The organism is Streptomyces sp. TLI_105, from assembly GCF_900105415.1.
GTDB lineage: Bacteria > Actinomycetota > Actinomycetes > Streptomycetales > Streptomycetaceae > Streptomyces.
Genome location: NZ_FNSM01000001.1, coordinates 3408082 through 3426515 on the forward strand (window position 1 = coordinate 3408082; position 18434 = coordinate 3426515).

The window sequence follows — 18434 nt, forward strand, 5'->3', positions numbered from 1 at the left end:
GGGGTCACTGGGTGCCTCCCGCGAGGAGCTTCTGGACGGCCGGGTCGGTGAGGCCGAGGAGGACGGCGGGCCAGAGTCCGGCGAGGACGGTGAGGGCGACGAGCGGGGTCCAGGCGGCGAACTCGTACCCCTGGACGTCGGCGATCGCCGTCTCCCCGGCGGGTCGCGGGCCGCCCATGCAGACGCGGCGGACGACGACGAGGAGGTAGGCGGCGGTGAGGAGGGTGCCGAAGGCGCCGATCGCCATGAAGGTGAGGAAGGCGGGGCGGCTGAGCCCGGCGGCCGGGTCGAAGGCGCCGAAGAGGGCGAGCATCTCGCCCCAGAATCCGGCGAGGCCGGGCAGTCCGAGCGAGGCGACGGCGGCGAAGGCGAGGAGCGCGCCGAGGCGGGGGGCGCGGCCGTAGAGGGCGGCGCCGGTGGCCCCGGCGAGGGTGTCGAGGTCGGCGGTGCCGTACCGGTCCTTGACGGCGCCGACCAGGAAGAAGAGCAGGCCGGTGACGAGGCCGTGGGCGATGTTGGCGAAGAGCGCGCCGTTGACGCCGGTGGGGGTCATGGTGGCGATGCCGAGGAGCACGAAGCCCATGTGGCCGACGGAGGAGTACGCGATGAGGCGCTTGAGGTCGCCCTTGTTGCCGGGCTTCGCGAGGGCGAGGCAGGCGAGCGATCCGTAGATGATCCCGGCGACGGCGAAGGCGGCGAGGTACGGGGCGAAGGTCCGCATGCCGTCGGGGGTGATCGGCAGGACGATCCGGACGAAGCCGTACGTGCCCATCTTGAGCAGGACGCCGGCGAGGAGGACGGAGCCGACGGTCGGGGCGGCGGTGTGGGCGTCCGGGAGCCAGCTGTGCAGCGGCCACATCGGGGTCTTCACGGCGAGCCCGAGACCGATCGCGAGAACGGCGATGACCTGCACGGATGTGGTCAGTCCACGGCCGTTGTCGGTGGCGAGTGCCACCATGTCGAACGTGCCCGCCTTCACGCCGATGAGGAGCAGGCCGAGCAGCATGACGACGGAGCCGAGCAGCGTGTAGAGGATGAACTTCCAGGCGGCGGCCTGCCTGCCCTCGCCGCCCCAGCGGGCGATGAGGAAGTACATCGGGATGAGGACCATCTCGAAGGCCAGGAAGAACAGGACGAGGTCGAGGACGGCGAAGGTGGCGAGGGTGCCGGACTCCAGGACGAGGAGCAGGGCGACGAAGGCCTTCGGGGACGGGCCCGACGGCATCTTGAAGTAGCTGTACAGCGCGCAGAGGAAGGTCAGCAGCGCGGTCAGGACCAGGAGGGGGAGGGAAATGCCGTCGACACCGAGGTGGATGCGCACGTCGAGTGCCCTGATCCAGCTGATGTCCGTCGTGGCCTGCATCTTCGACGGGTGGTCGTGGTCGAAGCCGAGCGCGAGGACGAGCGCGGCCAGCAGGATGACGCCGGTGACGGTGACGCCGTGGCGGAGCACGGCCTGGTCGGGCGACTTCCCCTTCAGCCCGGGCGGGGCGGGCAGGAGAGCGGCGGCGGCGCCGGCCAGCGGGCCGACGACGATCAACGCGAGAAGGAACTGCATCACGGATTCGCTGATATCGATCACGGCTCACGCTCCGGCGACGGCGTTGGCGAGGGCGACGGCGACGATCGCCAGGACGACGGAGCCGGCGAGCAGGGCGCTCAGATAGGTCTGGACGTTGCCGGTCTGGGCGCGGCGGACGAGCCATCCGAGGCCCTTCGCGCCGTTCCCCGCGGCTCGTACGTAGGTGTCGACGACCTCGCGGTCCAGGAAGCGGACCAGGGAGGCGGCGGCGAGTACGGGGCGGACGAAGGCGGTCCGGTAGACGGCGTCCAGGTGGAAGCCGGCGGCGGCCGGTCCGTGCAGCGGTCCCAGGAGGGCGCGGCCGGGGTCGGCCGGGTCCTCGGCGGGGTGCGGCAGGTGCAGCGCCTCGGCCTCCACCCGGCCCGCCTCCGCGTCGGGGTGGGCGACGTGCGGCACGGGGACCGGGGCGGGGGTGCGGGCCGCGAGGGTGCGCCAGACCGCGTAGGTGATCACGGCTCCGGCGGCGGCGAGGCCCGTGCCGAGGACGGCCGTGGTCAGGGTCGGGGTGAGGGCGTGCCCGTCGAACCAGTCGTCGAGGTACGTGACGGTCAGACCGAAGCCCAGGGAGGGGATCGCGAGCACCCACAGGACGCTGGTCATGGCGATCGGCTGACGGCCGTGGTCGGGGGCTTCGGGGCCGTGGCCGCGGAAGGTCCGCAGCCAGAGCCGGAGCGCGTACGCGGCGGTCAGCAGGGCCGTGAGCAGTCCGGCGACGAGGACGATCCAGCCGGCTCCGGCGGGGGCGACGTCCCGCTCGCCGAGGGCGGTGTGCTCGGCGGCCACGAGGACGGCTTCCTTGGAGAAGAAGCCGGCGAAGGGCGGGATCGCGGCGAGCGCGAGGAGGGCGACGGTCATCGTCCAGTACGCGTCGGGGATGCGCTTGGCGAGGCCGCTCATGCGGGACATCGCGGTGAGCGAGTTCGTGCCGGCGGCGTGGATGACCGCGCCGGCGGCGAGGAACAGCAGCGCCTTGAACGCGGCGTGCGAGAGGAGGTGGAAGACGGCGGCCCCGCGGTCGCCGACGGCGAGGGCCCCGGCCATGTAGCCGAGCTGTCCGATCGTCGAGTAGGCGAGGACCCGCTTGATGTCGTCCTGGGCGAGCGCGGCGAGCGCCGAGCCGACCATGGTGATCGCGGCCATCACGGCGAGGACGGTCATCGCGGCGGCGGAGGCGGCGAAGACCGGAAGCAGCCGGGCCGTGAAGTAGATGCCGGCGGCGACCATCGTCGCCGCGTGGATGAGCGCGGAGACGGGGGTGGGGCCGGCCATGGCGTCCGGGAGCCAGGTGTGGAGCGGGAACTGCGCGGACTTGCCCGCGACACCGGCGAGCAGCAGCAGCGCGATCAGGGTGGGGTGGTCGAGGCCGCCGCTCGCGACGGCGCCGAGGACGCCCGTGATCCGGAACGTGCCCGCGTCGGCGGCGAGCGCGAAGAGACCGATGAGGAAGGGGACGTCGCCGAGCTTGGTGACGAGGAAGGCCTTCAGGGAGGCGGACCGGGCCTCGGGGGTCTCCCAGTAGTGGCCGACGAGGAAGTACGAGCAGATGCCCATGATCTCCCAGCCGACCAGGAGCACCATCAGGTCGCCGGAGTAGACGACGAGCAGCATCGCGGAGGTGAAGAGGGAGACGAGCGCGGCGTACGAGGGGTAGCGCGGGTCCTCGCGGAGGTAGCCGGTCGAGTAGATCTGCACGCAGGTGGCGACGACACCGACGAGGACGGCGACGAGCGCGGCGAAGCCGTCGATGTGGAGGGCCAGGTCGACGGGGACCGAGCCGGTCGGGGTGAGCTGGGTGGCGGCGTCGATCGCCCTGCCCCCGCCCTGGCGGGCGGCGACGAGGACGGCGAGGACGGCGGCGGCGAGGGTCGGCAGCACGGCCAGCGGGCGGACGAAGCCGGGCGCGGTCCTGCCGAGCAGGAGTCCGGTGGCGGAGCCGAGGAAGGGGAGGAGGGGGACGAGGACGGCGAGGGTGGTCGTGGTCACGCGGCGGCCTCGGCCTTCTCCTCGGCGGACGGCTGTTCCTTGGTGTCGCGCAGACGGTCGACGTCCGAGGTCCCGCGGTTGCGGTGGACCATCAGGACGATGGCGAGTCCGATGCCGATCTCCGCGGCGGCGACGGCGATGGTGAAGAGGGTGAGCGCCTGGCCGGCGTGGAGGGTGTCCCGGAGCCAGACGTCGAAGGCGACCAGGTTGAGGTTGACGGCGTTGAGCATCAGCTCGACGGACATCAGGACCAGGATCGCGTTGCGGCGGGCGAGGACGCCGTAGAGACCGACGGCGAAGAGGAGGGCGGCGAGGACGGCGGGGTAGGCGAGGTGCATCAGCGCTCGTCCTCCTTCTTCTTGCGGGAGAGGACGATCGCGCCGACCAGGGCGGCGAGGAGCAGCACCGACAGCGCCTCGAAGGGCAGCACCCAGTGCCGGAAGAGGATCTGTCCGGTCACGTCCGTGGAGCCCTGGGCGGGGCCGTCCAGATCGATCCAGGTCGTGCGGAACGCGTCGACGACGACCCAGACGAGGGCGGCCGCGGCGGCCAGGGCGACGGCGAGGGCGACCGGCCGGTTGCCGGAGTCGGCGTCCGGGGAGCGGCCGATGGGGGCCTTGGTGAGCATGAGACCGAAGAGGAGGAGGACGACGACGGAGCCGACGTAGATCAGGACCTGGACCCAGGCGATGAACTCGGCGGTCAGGAGCAGGTACTCGACGGCCAGCCCGCCGAGCGCCACGACCAGCCAGAGGGCGGCGTGCACCAGCTGGCGGGTGGTGACGGTGACGAGGGCGGCGCCGAGGGTGGCGAGGCCGACGAGGACGAAGGCGATCTCGACGCCGGTGGGCGAGAGGAAGCCGTGGGCGGTCTGGGCGGCGAGGGTCACTGCTGGTCCTCCGTGGCCGCCTGGGCGGCGGCCTTCTCCGCCGCCTTGCGGGCCGCGGCGATCTCCTTCGGCTCCTCCGCGTGCGGGTCGAGCGCGGGCGGCTCGGGGACCGTCCACATCCACTCTCGGAGCTTGTCGCGCTCGTGGGTGAGCTCCTGGATGTCGGTCTCCGCGTACTCGAACTCGGGCGACCAGAACAGCGCGTCGAAGGGGCAGACCTCGATGCAGATGCCGCAGTACATGCAGAGCGAGAAGTCGATGGCGAAGCGGTCGAGGACGTTCCGGCTGCGCTCGCGGCCGCCGGGGGCGGCGGGCGGCACCGTCTCCTTGTGGGAGTCGATGTAGATGCACCAGTCGGGGCACTCACGGGCACAGAGCATGCAGACCGTGCAGTTCTCCTCGAACAGGCCGATGACCCCGCGGGTGCGGGGCGGCAGCTCGGGCTGCACGTCCGGGTACTGCGCGGTGACGGTCTTCCTCGTCATCGTGCGGAGCGTGACGGCGAGGCCCTTGGCGAGGCCGGAGCCGGGGATGGGCATTACTGGATCGCCACCTTCACGATGCCGGTGAGCGCGATCTGCGCCAGGGCGAGCGGGACGAGCGTCGTCCAGGCCAGCTTCTGCAGCTGGTCCTCGCGGAGCCGCGGGTAGGACACGCGCAGCCAGATCACGACGAACGCGAGCACGGCCGTCTTGAGGAGGGTCCAGACCCAGCCGAGGCCGTCGCCGCCGAAGGGGCCGTGCCAGCCGCCGAGGAAGAGGACGGTGGTGAGACCGCAGAGGACGACGATGCCCGCGTACTCGGCGAGCAGGAAGAGCGCGAAGCGGAGGCCGGTGTACTCGGTGTACGCGCCGAAGATGATCTCCGAGTCGGCGACGGGCATGTCGAACGGGGGCCGCTGGAGCTCGGCGAGACCGGCGACGAAGAACACGAGCGCGCCGACGATCTGCCAGGGCACCCACCACCACTCGAAGGCGTTCAGGATGCCGGGGAGGGAGACGGTGCCGGCGGCCATCGCGACGGAGGCGGCGGCGAGGAGCATCGGCAGCTCGTACGCGAGGAGCTGGGCGGCCGTGCGGAGGCCGCCGAGCAGCGAGAACTTGTTCGCCGAGGCCCAGCCGGCCATCAGGCTGCCGAGGACACCGACGCCCATGACGGCGAGCACGAAGAAGACGCCCGCGTCGACGACCTGGCCGACCGCGCCCTCGCTGGGCCCGATGGGGATCGCGAGGAGGACGAGGAGGTACGGGAGGAGGGCGACGGCCGGCGCGAGCTGGAAGATCCGCCGGTCCGCGTTCTCCGGGACCACGTCCTCCTTCTGCGCGAACTTCACGCCGTCGGCGACGAGCTGGGCCCAGCCGTGGAAGCCGCCCGCGTACATGGGGCCGAGACGGCCCTGCATGTGGGCCATGACCTTGTGCTCGGTCTGCCCGACGACGAGCGGCAGCACGAGGAAGCAGCCGAAGACGACGAGCAGCCGGAGGGCGACGTCGAGTACGTCGTTCACGCGGGATCGCCTCCGGCGGGGTCGTTGGGGTTGTCCTCGGTGCCGTCCCGCCCGGCGGGCGGGGCGTCGGTGCGGTCTTCGTCCGAGCCGACGGCGCGGGCGTCCTCGGGCTGGGGGGCCTGGGGGGCCGCCGGGGCGGGGGCTTCCGGCTCTGGGGCGTCCGGCTCGGGGGCGTCCAGCTCGGGGGCCGGAGTGTCCGCCGGGGCCGGGGCCTCAGGGCCAGGGGCCTGGGAGGCCGTCGAAGCCTGGGCCTCGGGCTCGGGCTCGGCAACCGGGGTGCCTTCCGAGGCCGGGACTTCCGGCTCGGGGATCGGGGTGCCTTCCGAGGCCGGGACTTCCGGCTCGGGAGCCTGCGCGGCCACCGGGGCCGGGGCCTCAAGGCCGGAGGCCTGCGCGGCCGCCGGGGCCGGGGCTTCCGGCTCGGGGGCCGGGGCGGGGGTTCCGGTTGCGGGAGGCGTGGTCGGGGGTGGCGTCGCGTCGTCGAAGGCCGGGCGGGCGTGGTGCCACGGGGCGTCCGAGCTGCGGGTGCGCGGAGTGGCGGCCCCCGCGCGGGGCGCGGCCGAGTCCGGGGCCTGCTGGCTCGCCGAGCCCTCCGCGGCCGAACGGGAGCGGCGCGGCGGGCGGGCCGTGGGGGCCGTGGCCTCCGTAGGGGCCGTGGCCTCCGTGGACGCGTCCGGCTCCGGGGTCGCCTGGCTCGCCGAACCGTCCGACGCGGAGCGGGACCGGCGCGGCGGGCGGGCCGCCGGGGCGTCCGCCGCAGCGGGCGCCGCGTCCTGCTCCGCAGCCGTCTGACTGGCCGAGCCCTCCGACGCCGAGCGGGAACGGCGGACCGGAGCAGCCGGCTCCGCAGCCGCCTGGCTCGTCGAGCCCTCCGTGGTCGTGCGGGTCCGGCGGACCGGGCGGTCGCCGGCCGCCGCGCGGGCGGGACGGGCGGCGACCGGGGGGAGCTGGCCCTTGAGGGGGCCCCACTCGTTGGGGTCCGGGACGCCCGGCGGAAGCATCTGGCGGCGCTTGGGGCCGCCGTCGTGCGCCTCGCCCGGCTCCTTCGCGCCCGGCCACGCCTTGGCGACCCGGGCCGCCAGGACGAAGTCCTTGCGGAGCGGGTGACCCTCGAAGTTCTCGGGGAGCAGGAGGGGGACGAGGTGCGGATGGCCCTCGAAGGCCACGCCGAACATCTCGTGCGTCTCGCGCTCGTGCCAGCCCGCGCCCGCGTACACGCCGATCGCCGTCGGGAGGACGGCGGCCTCGTGCGGGACCGTCGTGCGCAGCAGGAGGCGGCGCGGCCGACCGGCGCCGAGCGCCACCACGTGCGCGCAGACGCGGAAGCCCGTGCCCGGCTCGTCCACGGCGCTCAGCCAGTCGAAGTACGTGCAGCCGAGGGCGTCCCGGGCGGTCTCGAGCGCCGTGAGCCAGGCCGACGGCGGGACGTCGACGGTCAGCAGGTCGTACGCCTGCTCCGCCGTCGCCTCCTCGCCGAAGATCTCCGTCACGGAGTCGGGGAGGGAGTCGTAGGAGGCGGTCATGCCGTGCCTCCCGGCCGCTCGACCAGGGGGCTCGTCAACTGGGAGACCGTGGCGGCGGTCGCGTACCGCTCGGCCAGGCTCTCCCGGGCGATCTTCTCCTGGAGCTTGAGGATGCCCTGGAGCAGCGCTTCCGGGCGGGGCGGGCAGCCCGGCACGTAGACGTCCACCGGGATGATCTGGTCGACGCCCTTGGTGACGGAGTACGAGTCCCAGTACGGCCCGCCGCAGTTCGAGCAGGCGCCGAAGGAGATGACGTACTTCGGCTCCGGCATCTGCTCGTACAGCCGCTTCACGGCCGGGGCCATCTTGTCCGTCACCGTGCCCGAGACGATCATCAGGTCGGCCTGGCGCGGTCCCGGCGCGAAGGGGATCACGCCGAGCCGGATGAAGTCGTGCCGGGCCATGGACGCGGCGATGAACTCGATCGCGCAGCAGGCGAGCCCGAAGTTGAAGACCCACAGGCTGTAGCGGCGGCCCCAGTTCAGGACCACCTTCATCGGCTCGGGGGCCAGGCGGGCGAGCGTTCCCAGCTTCGGAGCGGGCAGGGGTGTTACGTCCATGACAGGACGCCCTTCTTGTACGCGTAGAGCAGCCCCACGGCCAGGAAGCCGAGGAAGACGAACATCTCGACCAGGGTCGTGGCGCCGTATCCGGGCGCGGCGAAGACCGTCGCCCAGGGGAAGAGGAAGATCGAGTCGACGGCGAAGATGACGTAGAGGAAGGCGTACACGTAGTAGCGGACCTGGGTGTGGGCCCAGCCCTCCCCCACGGGGTCGACACCGCACTCGTAGGTGAGGAGTTTCTCGGGCGTCGGCACGACGGGCCTGAGCAGCCGGTTGGCCGAGAAGGCCACGGCCACGAAGAGCACGCCGACGACGGCGAGCACGCCGACGACGGAGTACGTCTGGAAGTAGTCCGCCGCGTCGGCCGCGACAACGGTCGGTTCCCGCACGTCCGCCCCTCGGTCTCGGTGTCTCATGAGTCACTTCTGTACGGACGCGAGTCTAGGCCCTGTTAAAAGGACCGTAAGCAGGCGCGGGTGCCTTCGCGGGTGCCTCGCGGGCGGCTTCGTCGTTGCCTCGTCAGTAGTTTCGCCGGTGCCCCACGCGCGGCTTCGTCGTTGCCCCGTCAGTAGCTTCGCCGGTGCCCCACGCGCCGCTTCGCCGTTGCCCCGTCAGTAGCTTCGCCGGTGCCCCACGCGCCGCTTCGCGAGCACCTGGCGTGCAGCTTCGCCCTTGCCTCGCGCGCAGCTTCGCGAGCGGCTCGGCCGGGGCTTTCGCCGGAGTCTTTCCCGAGGCCCTCGCCGGTGGGGATATCCCCCCTCCCGCTCACCCACCTCCCCCATGGCGTCGCGCCGCCCCCGACCGGCAGTCTGGGGACCATGAGCGCCGATCTTGATCCCGCCAGGACCTCCGGGTCCGCCGGGGCCCCCGAAGCCCCCGAAGCCCCCCGTCCGCCGCTGCGGCTCGCCTACGGGAAGGAGACCTGGAAGGAGATCGCCTTCCTCCTCTCCAACCTCTTCACGGCACTGACCGGTTTCGTCTACGCGGTCGTGACCGTCTCGGTCGGCGTGGGCCTCTCCGTCACCGTGATCGGGCTGCCGCTGCTCGCCCTCGGCCTCGGCGGCGCCCGCCTCATCGGCCGGTCGGAGCGGGCGCGGGCCCGCGCGCTGCTCGGGGTGAAGGTCGCCGAGCCCTCCCCGCCGCCGCGGCGCCACGGCTTCTTCGGCTGGCTGTGGGCCTCGCTGAAGGACCCGGTGGCCTGGCGGACCCAGCTGTACGGGCTGATCCGGCTGCCCTGGGGGATCCTGACGTTCACCGTCTCGCTCGTCTCGCTCCTCGTCCTCTGGCCCGTCCTGCCCTTCCTGGCCCGCGGCCTCGCCCACGGCGACCGGGGCATGGTCCGGGGGCTGCTCTCGCCCTCGGACGAGCTGGAGCGGCGGATCGCCGAGCTGGAGTCGGACCGGGGCGTGGTCGTCGACACCGCCGCCGCCGACCTGCGGCGCATCGAGCGCGACCTGCACGACGGCGCGCAGGCCCGGCTCGTGGCGCTCGCGATGGGCCTCGGCCTCGCCAAGGAGAAGCTGCTCGAAGACCCGGAGGCCGCCGCGGCGATGGTCGACGAGGCGCACGGCGAGGTCAAGCTCGCCCTCCAGGAGCTGCGGGACCTCGCCCGGGGCATCCACCCGGCGGTCCTCACCGACCGGGGACTGAGCGCCGCCCTCTCCTCCGTCTCCGTGCGCTGCACGGTGCCGGTGAAGGTGAACGTGGACCTGGCCGAGCGGCCGGCCGAGGCGATCGAGGGCATCGCGTACTTCACCGTGTCCGAGCTCCTCCAGAACGTCTCCAAGCACGCGCGCGCCCGGTCCGCCTCCGTGGACGTCTGGCGGGCCGGGAACCGGCTGCTGCTCCAGGTGCGCGACGACGGGGCCGGCGGGGCGCGCTTCGACGGCGGTACGGGTCTGGCCGGGCTCGCGGAGCGGCTCGGCGCGGTCGACGGGGTGCTCGTCCTCGACTCCCCCGAGGGCGGTCCGACGACGGTCACGGCGGAGCTGCCGTGGCGCTCCCGCCCGGGGGCGTGATGCGGAGGTAGGGAAAACCCCCTCCCCCAGACGCCCACCCGCCTCATGGTCCGGCGGGGCGCGGGACGGAACCCTGGAACACGTACCGCCCGCCCCTCCGAGCAGGACCTCCGAGCAGGGCCTCCGAGCAGATCCTCCGAGCAGAGAAGGAACACCGCGATGGCCTCCCACCCACTCCCCGCCGCGATCCGCGCGCCGTTCGAGGCCCGCACCTGGCGCGCCTTCGTGTACGTGCTGATCGGCCTGCCGCTGAGCGTCTGCTGGTTCGCGCTCTCCATCGCCTTCGTCTCGGCCGGCGCCGGGCTGCTCATCACCTTCCTCGGCGTGCCGATCCTGGCCGGGACGCTCGCGATGTGCCGGGGCTTCGGCGCGGTCGAGCGGGCCCGGGCGCGCGGGCTGCTCGACCTCGACGTGGCCGCGCCGGAGCCGGTGCGCGGACGGACCGGCGGGGCGTTCTCGTGGATGGGCGCCATGCTGAAGAGCGGCGCGTCGTGGCGGCACCTGCTGTACGCGGTCCTGCACATGCCGTGGGCGGTGTTCTCCTTCTCGGTCACGGTGGCGCTGTGGGGCTGGGGCTGGAGCCTCTTCACGTACCCGCTGTGGCAGTGGGTCTTCCCCACGTGGGTGGGGCAGGACGGGATCCAGCTGTACGGCGACCGGACCCACGCCTTCTACCTCGACGCGCCCTTCGAAGTGGCCGTGACCAGCCTGATCGGCCTCGTGTTCGTCCTGGTCGGACCGTGGGTGCTGCGCGGGCTCGTCTCCGTCGACCGGCTCCTCGTCTCCGGGCTGCTCGGCCCGTCCCGGCTGGCCTCCCGCGTCACCGAGCTGGAGTCGGACCGGGGCGTGGTCGTCGACACCGCCGCGGCCGACCTGCGGCGCATCGAGCGCGACCTGCACGACGGGGCGCAGGCGCGACTGGCCGCGCTCGCCATGGACCTGGGGCTCGCCAAGGAGAAGCTGGCGCGGGACCCGCAGGCGGCGGCGGTACTCGTCGACGAGGCACACGGCGAGGTCAAGCTCGCCCTCCAGGAGCTGCGGGACCTCGCCCGGGGCATCCACCCGGCGGTCCTCACCGACCGGGGGCTCGACGCGGCACTGTCGGCGGTGGCCTCCCGGTGCGCGGTCCCCGTCTCCGTGGACGTGGACCTGCCGGGCCGGCCGGCGCCGGCGATCGAGGGCATCGCGTACTTCACGGCCTCGGAGCTCCTCCGGAACGTCTCCCGCCACTCGGGCGCGCGACGCGCATGGGTGGACGTGTGGCGCACGGAGGACCGGCTGATGCTCCAGGTGCGCGACGACGGGGTGGGGGGCGCGCGCGTGGAGGCCGGCACGGGGCTCGGGGATCTGTCGGGGCGGGTGGGGGCGGTGGACGGGGTGCTGGCGGTGGACTCGCCGGGGGGCGGACCGACGACGGTGACGGTGGAACTGCCCTGGCGGGCGTAGCGCTGCGCCGGGGCCGCGCCGGGCGGACCTTGGGACGCCGAGCCGGCCCGGCGCCCGGCCCGCCGGTGCGCACCCGCCCCGCTGGGACGGCGCCCGCCTCGTTGCGGGCGCGCGCCCGCTGGGCCTGTGCCACCGCCCCGTCGCGGACAGTGGTTCCACCGGGGCGGTGCCCACCCCTCGCGCCCCCGTTGTGGGCAATCGTTCCGCCGGGACGGTGGCCGCCCGCCCCCGCCCACCCCCGTTGTGGGCAATCGTTCCGCTGGGGCGAGGGGGTCCCCCCTGCTCGAGCGAAGCCGAGAGCTTGGGGGAGGGTGGGCACAACGGACGGCGCCCCTTGCCGGGCCCAGGCTCCCGCGCCTGAACCCGCACCACGTTGCGCGCCGCCACTGTCGGTGCGGGGCCAGGCGCGGAACGCGGAGGCGCCGCTCAGCGCGCCGTCCCGTGTGCCCACCCGTCCCGCCCCAGCGGGACGATTGCCCACACGGGCGGGGGGGCGGGGGCACCGCCCCACCAAGCGCGGGCCCCACACGGCGGGTGCGGGAGGGGCGCCGCCCCGCAGACGCACGCCCCCACGGCGGGGGCACCGTCCCGTCAAGCGTGGGCCCGTGTGGAGGTGGGCGTCGGCCCGCGGGGGATTGCGCGCACGGGTCTCGGGTCCAGGTGCCATGCTGAACGTCTCATCGGATGACCGGAGCATGGGGGCTGCAGGGCGTGAGTGTGCGAGACGTGGCGGGGCGGGTACGGGTGGTCATCGCCGAGGATTCCGTCCTGCTCAGGGAGGGACTGACCCGGCTCCTGACGGATCTGGGGCACGAGGTCGTCGCCGGGGTCGGGGACGGCGAGGCGTTGGTGAAGACGGTGGCGGAGCTCGCGGACGAGGGCGCGCTGCCGGACGTGGTGGTGGCGGACGTGCGGATGCCGCCGACGCACACCGACGAGGGCGTGCGGGCGGCGGTGCGGCTGCGCAAGGAGCATCCGGGGCTCGGGGTCCTGGTGCTGTCGCAGTACGTGGAGGAGCAGTACGCCACCGAACTCCTGGCCGGTTCCAGCCGGGGTGTGGGCTATCTCCTGAAGGACCGGGTCGCGGAGGTCCGCGAGTTCGTGGACGCCGTGGTCCGGGTGGCCGGCGGCGGTACGGCGCTGGACCCCGAGGTCGTGCAGCAGCTGCTGGGCCGGAGCCGTCAGCAGGACGTGCTGGCGAACCTGACCCCGCGCGAGCGGGAGGTCCTCGGTCTGATGGCGGAGGGCCGGACGAACTCGGCGATCGCGAAGGCGCTGGTCGTGAGCGACGGCGCGGTGGAGAAGCACATCAGCAACATCTTCCTGAAGCTGGGCCTCTCCCCGAGTGACGGTGATCACCGCCGGGTACTCGCGGTGTTGACGTACCTGAAGTCCTGATCGTCTGACACCCTGTCAGATAACCTGGTCCCGGGCCCTAGGTCCAAAGGATGAGGCGGAATCCGACTTTCCGGAACCTCCGGGCAGCGACAGATCGTGACAATTCAAGACAAGAGGGCGTCTCAAAAAGAGGTCCATGATGTGAGAAGTCCCGGGAAGGGCCCCCTTACCGTCGTAGGGTGGGCCTCGGGACGGAAGGTGATCTCCGAGGATCGGCGAGGGATCGACGATCGATCGCTGGTCACCGGCCGCGCCCCGAGCCTTCTCCCCGCCTCCGGCGGAGAGTCCCCTTGCCGCGAGGGAGGTCCAGTTCAGTGACCAGCCAGGTCAGTAGCGAGGCCGGTGAGGCCCTGGTCGGGGAGCAGCGCAGCGCCCCGGCGACGCCCCACCACGGCACCGAGAAGGAAGTGCGCCGGCTCGACCGGGTGATCATCCGCTTCGCGGGTGACTCCGGTGACGGCATGCAGCTCACGGGTGACCGCTTCACCTCGGAGACGGCGTCCTTCGGGAACGACCTCTCCACGCTGCCGAACTTCCCGGCCGAGATCCGGGCGCCCGCCGGCACCCTGCCGGGCGTGTCGTCCTTCCAGCTGCACTTCGCCGACCACGACATCCTGACCCCGGGCGACGCCCCGAACGTGCTGGTCGCGATGAACCCCGCCGCCCTCAAGGCGAACATCGGGGACGTGCCGCGCGGCGGCGAGATCATCGTCAACACGGACGAGTTCGCCAAGCGCGCCATGGCCAAGGTCGGGTACGCCTCCTCGCCCCTGGAGGACGGCTCGCTCGACGGCTACCGGGTGCACCCGGTGCCGCTGACGACGCTGACCCTGGAGGCGCTCAAGGACTTCGGCCTGTCCCGGAAGGAGGCCGAGCGGAGCAAGAACATGTTCGCGCTCGGGCTGCTCTCCTGGATGTACCACCGCCCGACCGAGGGCACCGAGACCTTCCTGCGCCAGAAGTTCGCGAAGAAGCCGGAGATCGCCGAGGCCAACGTGGCCGCCTTCCGGGCCGGCTGGAACTTCGGGGAGACGACCGAGGACTTCGCGGTCTCCTACGAGGTCGCGCCCGCGACCCGGGCCTTCCCCACCGGCACGTACCGGAACATCTCGGGGAACCTGGCCCTCTCGTACGGCCTGATCGCCGCCGGCCGCCAGGCGGACCTGCCGCTCTACCTCGGCTCGTACCCGATCACCCCGGCCTCGGACATCCTGCACGAGCTGTCGAAGCACAAGAACTTCGGCGTGCGGACCTTCCAGGCGGAGGACGAGATCGCCGGGATCGGCGCCGCGCTCGGCGCGGCCTTCGGCGGCTCCCTCGCCGTGACCACCACGAGCGGCCCCGGTGTGGCGCTCAAGTCCGAGACCATCGGACTCGCCGTCTCCCTGGAGCTGCCGCTCCTCGTCGTCGACATCCAGCGCGGCGGACCCTCCACCGGTCTGCCCACCAAGACGGAGCAGGCCGACCTCCTCCAGGCCATGTACGGCCGCAACGGCGAGGCGCCGGTGCCGGTCGTGGCCCCGAGGACGCCCGCCGACTGCTTCGACGCGGCCCTCGACGCCGCCCGCATCGCGCTCACGTACCGCACGCCGGTCTTCCTGCTCTCCGACGGCTACCTGGCCAACGGCTCCGAGCCCTGGCGCGTCCCGGACGTCGGCGAGCTCCCCGACCTGCGGACCCTGTTCGCCACCGGCCCGAACCACGAGCTCGCCGACGGCACCGAGGTCTTCTGGCCCTACAAGCGCGACCCGGAGACCCTCGCCCGCCCCTGGGCCGTGCCCGGCACCCCCGGCCTCGAACACCGCATCGGCGGCATCGAGAAGCAGGACGGCACCGGCAACATCTCGTACGACCCCGCGAACCACGAGTTCATGGTCCGCACCCGCCAGGCCAAGATCGACGGCATCGAGGTGCCGGACGTCGAGGTCGACGACCCGGACGGCGCGAGCACCCTGGTCCTCGGCTGGGGCTCCACCTACGGGCCGATCACGGCGGCCGTCCGCCGCCTGCGGCGCGCCGGCAGCCCGATCGCCCAGGCCCATCTGCGCCACCTCAACCCCTTCCCGAAGAACCTCGGCGAGGTGCTGAAGGGGTACGAGAAGGTCGTCGTCCCCGAGATGAACCTCGGCCAGCTCGCCACCCTCGTCCGGGCGAAGTACCTCGTCGACGCCCGCAGCCACACCCAGGTCAACGGCATGCCGTTCAAGGCCGAGCAGCTCGCCGCCGCCCTCAAGGAGGTCATCGATGCCTGAGCCCCTGCTGCACCTGGTGCCGAAGGCCGAGGCCGCGCAGTCCATGAAGGACTTCAAGTCCGACCAGGAGGTCCGCTGGTGCCCGGGCTGCGGTGACTACGCGGTCCTCGCCGCCGTGCAGGGCTTCATGCCCGAGCTCGGGCTGGCGAAGGAGAACATCGTCTTCGTCTCCGGCATCGGCTGCTCCTCCCGCTTCCCGTACTACATGAACACCTACGGGATGCACTCCATCCACGGCCGCGCCCCGGCCATCGCCACCGGTCTGGCCACCTCGCGCCGCGACCTGTCGGTGTGGGTGGTCACGGGCGACGGCGACGCGCTGTCCATCGGCGGCAACCACCTCATCCACGCCCTGCGCCGCAACGTCAACCTGAAGATCCTGCTCTTCAACAACCGGATCTACGGGCTCACCAAGGGCCAGTACAGCCCCACCTCCGAGGTCGGCAAGATCACCAAGTCGACCCCGATGGGCTCGCTCGACGCCCCCTTCAACCCGGTGTCGCTGGCGCTCGGCGCCGAGGCGAGCTTCGTGGCCCGCACGGTCGACTCCGACCGCAAGCACCTCACCGAGGTGCTCCGCCAGGCCTCCGAGCACAACGGCACGGCGCTCGTCGAGATCTACCAGAACTGCAACATCTTCAACGACGGCGCCTTCGAAGTCCTCAAGGACAAGGACCAGGCCAAGGAGGCGGTGATCCGCCTGGAGCACGGGCAGCCGATCCGCTTCGGCGCCGAGGACGAGAAGGGCGTCGTCCGCGACCCGGCCACCGGCGACCTCCAGGTCGTCACGGTCACCCCGGACAACGAGTCCCGGATCCTCGTCCACGACGCCCACGCGGCCACCCCGACCACCGCCTTCGCGCTCTCGCGCCTCGCGGACCCGGACACCCTCCACCAGACCCCGATCGGTGTCTTCCGCTCGGTGGACCGCCCGGTGTACGACACGCTGATGGCGGAGCAGCTGGAGACGGCCGTCGAGCAGTACGGCAAGGGCGACCTGGGCCAGCTCCTGACCGGTAACGACACCTGGACGGTCGTCGGCTGACAGCCGTACGGGAGCCCGGTCCGCACCCGCGGGCCGGGCCCTTCGTCAGTCCTCCTTCGCGGCGGTCGCGAAGGGGCCCAGGTAGGTGGGGACCCCGCCGCGCACCTGCCAGAAGAAGACCGCCTTCAGCTCCGCGTCCTTGCTGTTCCTCAGGTCGGGCCGATACGCCTTCGCGATCCCCTCGTACGGGGCCTGGCGCAGGCCGCTCGTGACCGCGGGGGCCACGTACTCCGCCTTGTTCGCGAGCGCCGTGCGCAGCGCCTGCGCGATCCAGTGCACGGTGTCGTACGTCTCCGTCGCGTACCGCTCGACGGGTGCCGTCGCGGGCAGCTTCCAGCGCTCGCGGTACGCGGCGGTGAACTGCTTGCCGGCCGGCATGCGGCCGGGGTCGACGTAGCTGGTGCCGAAGTACCAGCCCTCCGCCGCCGGGCCCGCCAGGCTCAGGAACTCGGGCTGGAGCACCTGCTCCCCGGTGCCGCACGCGCCCTTGAACCCCTGACGAACCAGCGCCTTGGCGCACAGCGCGGCCCGCCGCGGCGAGGTCCCCGCGTAGTACAGGCTGTCGGGGCCAGTCGCGAGGGCCTGCCGTACGGCGGACTCGAAGTCCTCGCTGCCCGCCTCCACCGGGTGGGAGGTGACGCCGCCGCTGGGGGACGAAGGGGGGTACTCCCTCAGGAGCCTGGCGGCGAACCAGCTCGCTCGTCCGCCCGCCCGGTCCTCGATGACGGCGGTCCTACGGCGGTCGTGCTCGTTCAGCCACCGGGCAAAGGCCACGACCATAATGTCGGGCGAGGCCCGGGCCTCGAAATAGGCCTGGTCATTGCCCTGTCCGGCGAGGTCCGATGCCAGCGTCGAGGCGACCACACTCACCAGCGGGACCTTGTGGGCGAAGAGTTCGTCGTGGGTGGCGATGTCGGTCCCCGTGACCGTCGGGCCGAGCACGGCGGCCAGGTTCCCGAGGCCGGCCAGAGTACGGGCGGCCGCCTTGGCGCGCTTCGGGTCTCCCCCGTCGTCGAGGACCTTCAGGGCCAGGTCGAAGGGGCGGTCGGCGCGTGCGTTGAGGGTCTCCACGGCGAGCCGCGCCCCGCGCTCCTGCGCCCGCCCGTCGGCCTTCGTGGCTCCACTCAGATCGGTGACGACGCCGATCGTGTACGCGGCGAGCCGGGCGCCCGTGCCCGTACCGCCGCCGCCTGCGCTTCCGGGGGGCGTACGGCTCAGCAGGTAGGCCGTCAGGCCCCCGGCGCCCGCGACGGCCACCGCCGCGCCGCCGATCAGGAACCGGCGGCGCGAAGTGCCCTGCGGCGGCTCATCGTCCACGAGCACTGTGGGGTCCGGCACCGGCAGGTCGAGGACCCGCGAGGAGCGCCGGCCGATCAGGGCGGGCAGGCCGTCCGGCAGCCAGTCTCCCGCCGGGCCGTCCGCCCGCCCCAGGGCCTCGCGGACCTCGGCGGCCGTGGGCCGGTCCGCCGGGTCCTTGGCCAGACAGGCCGTGACCAGGGGCAGGATCGTGTCCGGCACCTCGGCGAGGTCGGGTTCCTCGTGGACGGTCCGGTAGACGACGGCCGCCACCGCGCCCGTACCGAAAGGGCGTTCACCGGTGAGCGCGTACGCGAGGACACAGCCGAGCGAGAACACGTCGGCGGCCGGTCCGACCTCTCCCGAGCCGGCCACGCGGGCCTGTTCGGGGGCGAGGAAGCCGGGGGTGCCGATCATCGCGTCGGTGGCGGTCAGGGCGGTCGCCCCGGCGGTCCTGGCGATGCCGAAGTCGATCAGCCGGGGCCCGTCGAGCGCGAGGAGGACGTTGCCGGGCTTGACGTCCCGGTGGACCAGCCCTGCCTCGTGCATGTCGGTGAGGGCGTCGGCGAGCCGGGCGCCGAGGGCCCGTACGGTCGTCTCGGGCAGCGCGCCGTGCAGGCCCACGGCCTCGGCGAGCGAGGGCCCCGGCACGTACTCGGTGGCCAGCCACGGCTCGCGGGCCTCCGGGTCGGCGCCGAGGACGCGGACGACCCAGCGCCCCGTGATGCGTTCGGCGGCCCGCGCCTCGCGGCGGAACCGTTCCCGGAAGCCGGGGTCGGCGGCGTGCTCGGCACGGATCAGCTTGAGCGCGGCGAGCGCGCCGCCGGTCGAGCGGGCGAGGTAGACCACGCCCATGCCACCGGCGCCGAGCCGCCCGAGCAGCCGGTACCCGGCGATCGTCGACGGATCGGCCTTGCGGAGCGGCTGCACGG

The 18434-nt window shown here is 73.0% G+C and carries 15 protein-coding genes; 5 read left to right on the plus strand and 10 right to left on the minus strand.

The window, feature by feature from the left end; genetic code table 11:
* Positions 1 to 4: 4 nt before the first annotated feature.
* The 9 genes from BLW86_RS15500 to BLW86_RS15540 are packed head-to-tail and all read right to left on the minus strand — an operon-like array spanning position 5 to position 8463.
* Positions 5 to 1558 (minus strand): complex I subunit 4 family protein, encoded by a 1554-nt coding sequence (locus tag BLW86_RS15500; protein ID WP_093874581.1) that lies wholly within the window; start codon positions 1556 to 1558, stop codon positions 5 to 7.
* Positions 1559 to 1585: 27 nt separating this feature from the next.
* On the minus strand, positions 1586 to 3565 hold the full coding sequence (locus BLW86_RS15505) for an NADH-quinone oxidoreductase subunit 5 family protein (RefSeq protein ID WP_093874582.1): 1980 nt from the start codon (positions 3563 to 3565) through the stop codon (positions 1586 to 1588).
* Positions 3562 to 3903, minus strand: coding sequence for an NADH-quinone oxidoreductase subunit NuoK (gene nuoK / locus BLW86_RS15510; protein WP_093874583.1), 342 nt, complete (start codon positions 3901 to 3903; stop codon positions 3562 to 3564). Before nuoK ends, BLW86_RS15505 begins: the two co-directional genes overlap by 4 nt.
* Positions 3903 to 4454, minus strand: a complete 552-nt coding sequence (locus BLW86_RS15515) for an NADH-quinone oxidoreductase subunit J family protein (RefSeq protein ID WP_093874584.1) — start codon at positions 4452 to 4454, stop codon at positions 3903 to 3905. The genes nuoK and BLW86_RS15515 overlap by 1 nt, the downstream gene beginning before the upstream one ends.
* On the minus strand, positions 4451 to 4993 hold the full coding sequence (locus tag BLW86_RS15520) for a NuoI/complex I 23 kDa subunit family protein (RefSeq protein WP_093874585.1): 543 nt from the start codon (positions 4991 to 4993) through the stop codon (positions 4451 to 4453). Before BLW86_RS15520 ends, BLW86_RS15515 begins: the two co-directional genes overlap by 4 nt.
* Positions 4993 to 5961: a complex I subunit 1/NuoH family protein gene (locus BLW86_RS15525; protein WP_093874586.1), complete on the minus strand. Its 969-nt coding sequence runs from the start codon at positions 5959 to 5961 to the stop codon at positions 4993 to 4995. Before BLW86_RS15525 ends, BLW86_RS15520 begins: the two co-directional genes overlap by 1 nt.
* Positions 5958 to 7484, minus strand: a complete 1527-nt coding sequence (locus tag BLW86_RS15530) for an NADH-quinone oxidoreductase subunit C (RefSeq protein ID WP_093874587.1) — start codon at positions 7482 to 7484, stop codon at positions 5958 to 5960. The genes BLW86_RS15525 and BLW86_RS15530 overlap by 4 nt, the downstream gene beginning before the upstream one ends.
* A complete protein-coding gene (locus tag BLW86_RS15535; RefSeq protein WP_093874588.1) occupies positions 7481 to 8044 on the minus strand; it encodes an NADH-quinone oxidoreductase subunit B in 564 nt (187 codons plus the stop codon). The genes BLW86_RS15530 and BLW86_RS15535 overlap by 4 nt, the downstream gene beginning before the upstream one ends.
* Positions 8035 to 8463, minus strand: coding sequence for an NADH-quinone oxidoreductase subunit A (locus BLW86_RS15540; protein WP_078953795.1), 429 nt, complete (start codon positions 8461 to 8463; stop codon positions 8035 to 8037). Before BLW86_RS15540 ends, BLW86_RS15535 begins: the two co-directional genes overlap by 10 nt.
* A gap of 402 nt (positions 8464 to 8865) precedes the next feature.
* Between BLW86_RS15540 and BLW86_RS15545 the strand changes: the two genes are divergently transcribed.
* The 5 genes from BLW86_RS15545 (at position 8866) to BLW86_RS15565 (ending at position 16206) form a co-directional block, all read left to right on the plus strand.
* Positions 8866 to 10065: a sensor histidine kinase gene (locus BLW86_RS15545; protein ID WP_093874589.1), complete on the plus strand. Its 1200-nt coding sequence runs from the start codon at positions 8866 to 8868 to the stop codon at positions 10063 to 10065.
* A 159-nt stretch (positions 10066 to 10224) separates the two neighbouring features.
* Positions 10225 to 11511 (plus strand): sensor histidine kinase, encoded by a 1287-nt coding sequence (locus BLW86_RS15550; protein WP_093874590.1) that lies wholly within the window; start codon positions 10225 to 10227, stop codon positions 11509 to 11511.
* Between the two features lie 726 nt (positions 11512 to 12237).
* On the plus strand, positions 12238 to 12909 hold the full coding sequence (locus BLW86_RS15555) for a response regulator (protein WP_371129669.1): 672 nt from the start codon (positions 12238 to 12240) through the stop codon (positions 12907 to 12909).
* Positions 12910 to 13223: 314 nt separating this feature from the next.
* Positions 13224 to 15161, plus strand: coding sequence for a 2-oxoacid:acceptor oxidoreductase subunit alpha (locus BLW86_RS15560; RefSeq protein WP_093874592.1), 1938 nt, complete (start codon positions 13224 to 13226; stop codon positions 15159 to 15161).
* Positions 15154 to 16206, plus strand: coding sequence for a 2-oxoacid:ferredoxin oxidoreductase subunit beta (locus tag BLW86_RS15565; RefSeq protein ID WP_093874593.1), 1053 nt, complete (start codon positions 15154 to 15156; stop codon positions 16204 to 16206). Before BLW86_RS15560 ends, BLW86_RS15565 begins: the two co-directional genes overlap by 8 nt.
* 45 nt (positions 16207 to 16251) lie before the next feature.
* On the opposite strand, the gene BLW86_RS15570 is transcribed toward BLW86_RS15565, so the two are convergent.
* Positions 16252 to 18432: a bifunctional serine/threonine-protein kinase/ABC transporter substrate-binding protein gene (locus BLW86_RS15570; protein ID WP_093874594.1), complete on the minus strand. Its 2181-nt coding sequence runs from the start codon at positions 18430 to 18432 to the stop codon at positions 16252 to 16254.
* Positions 18433 to 18434: the final 2 nt, after the last annotated feature.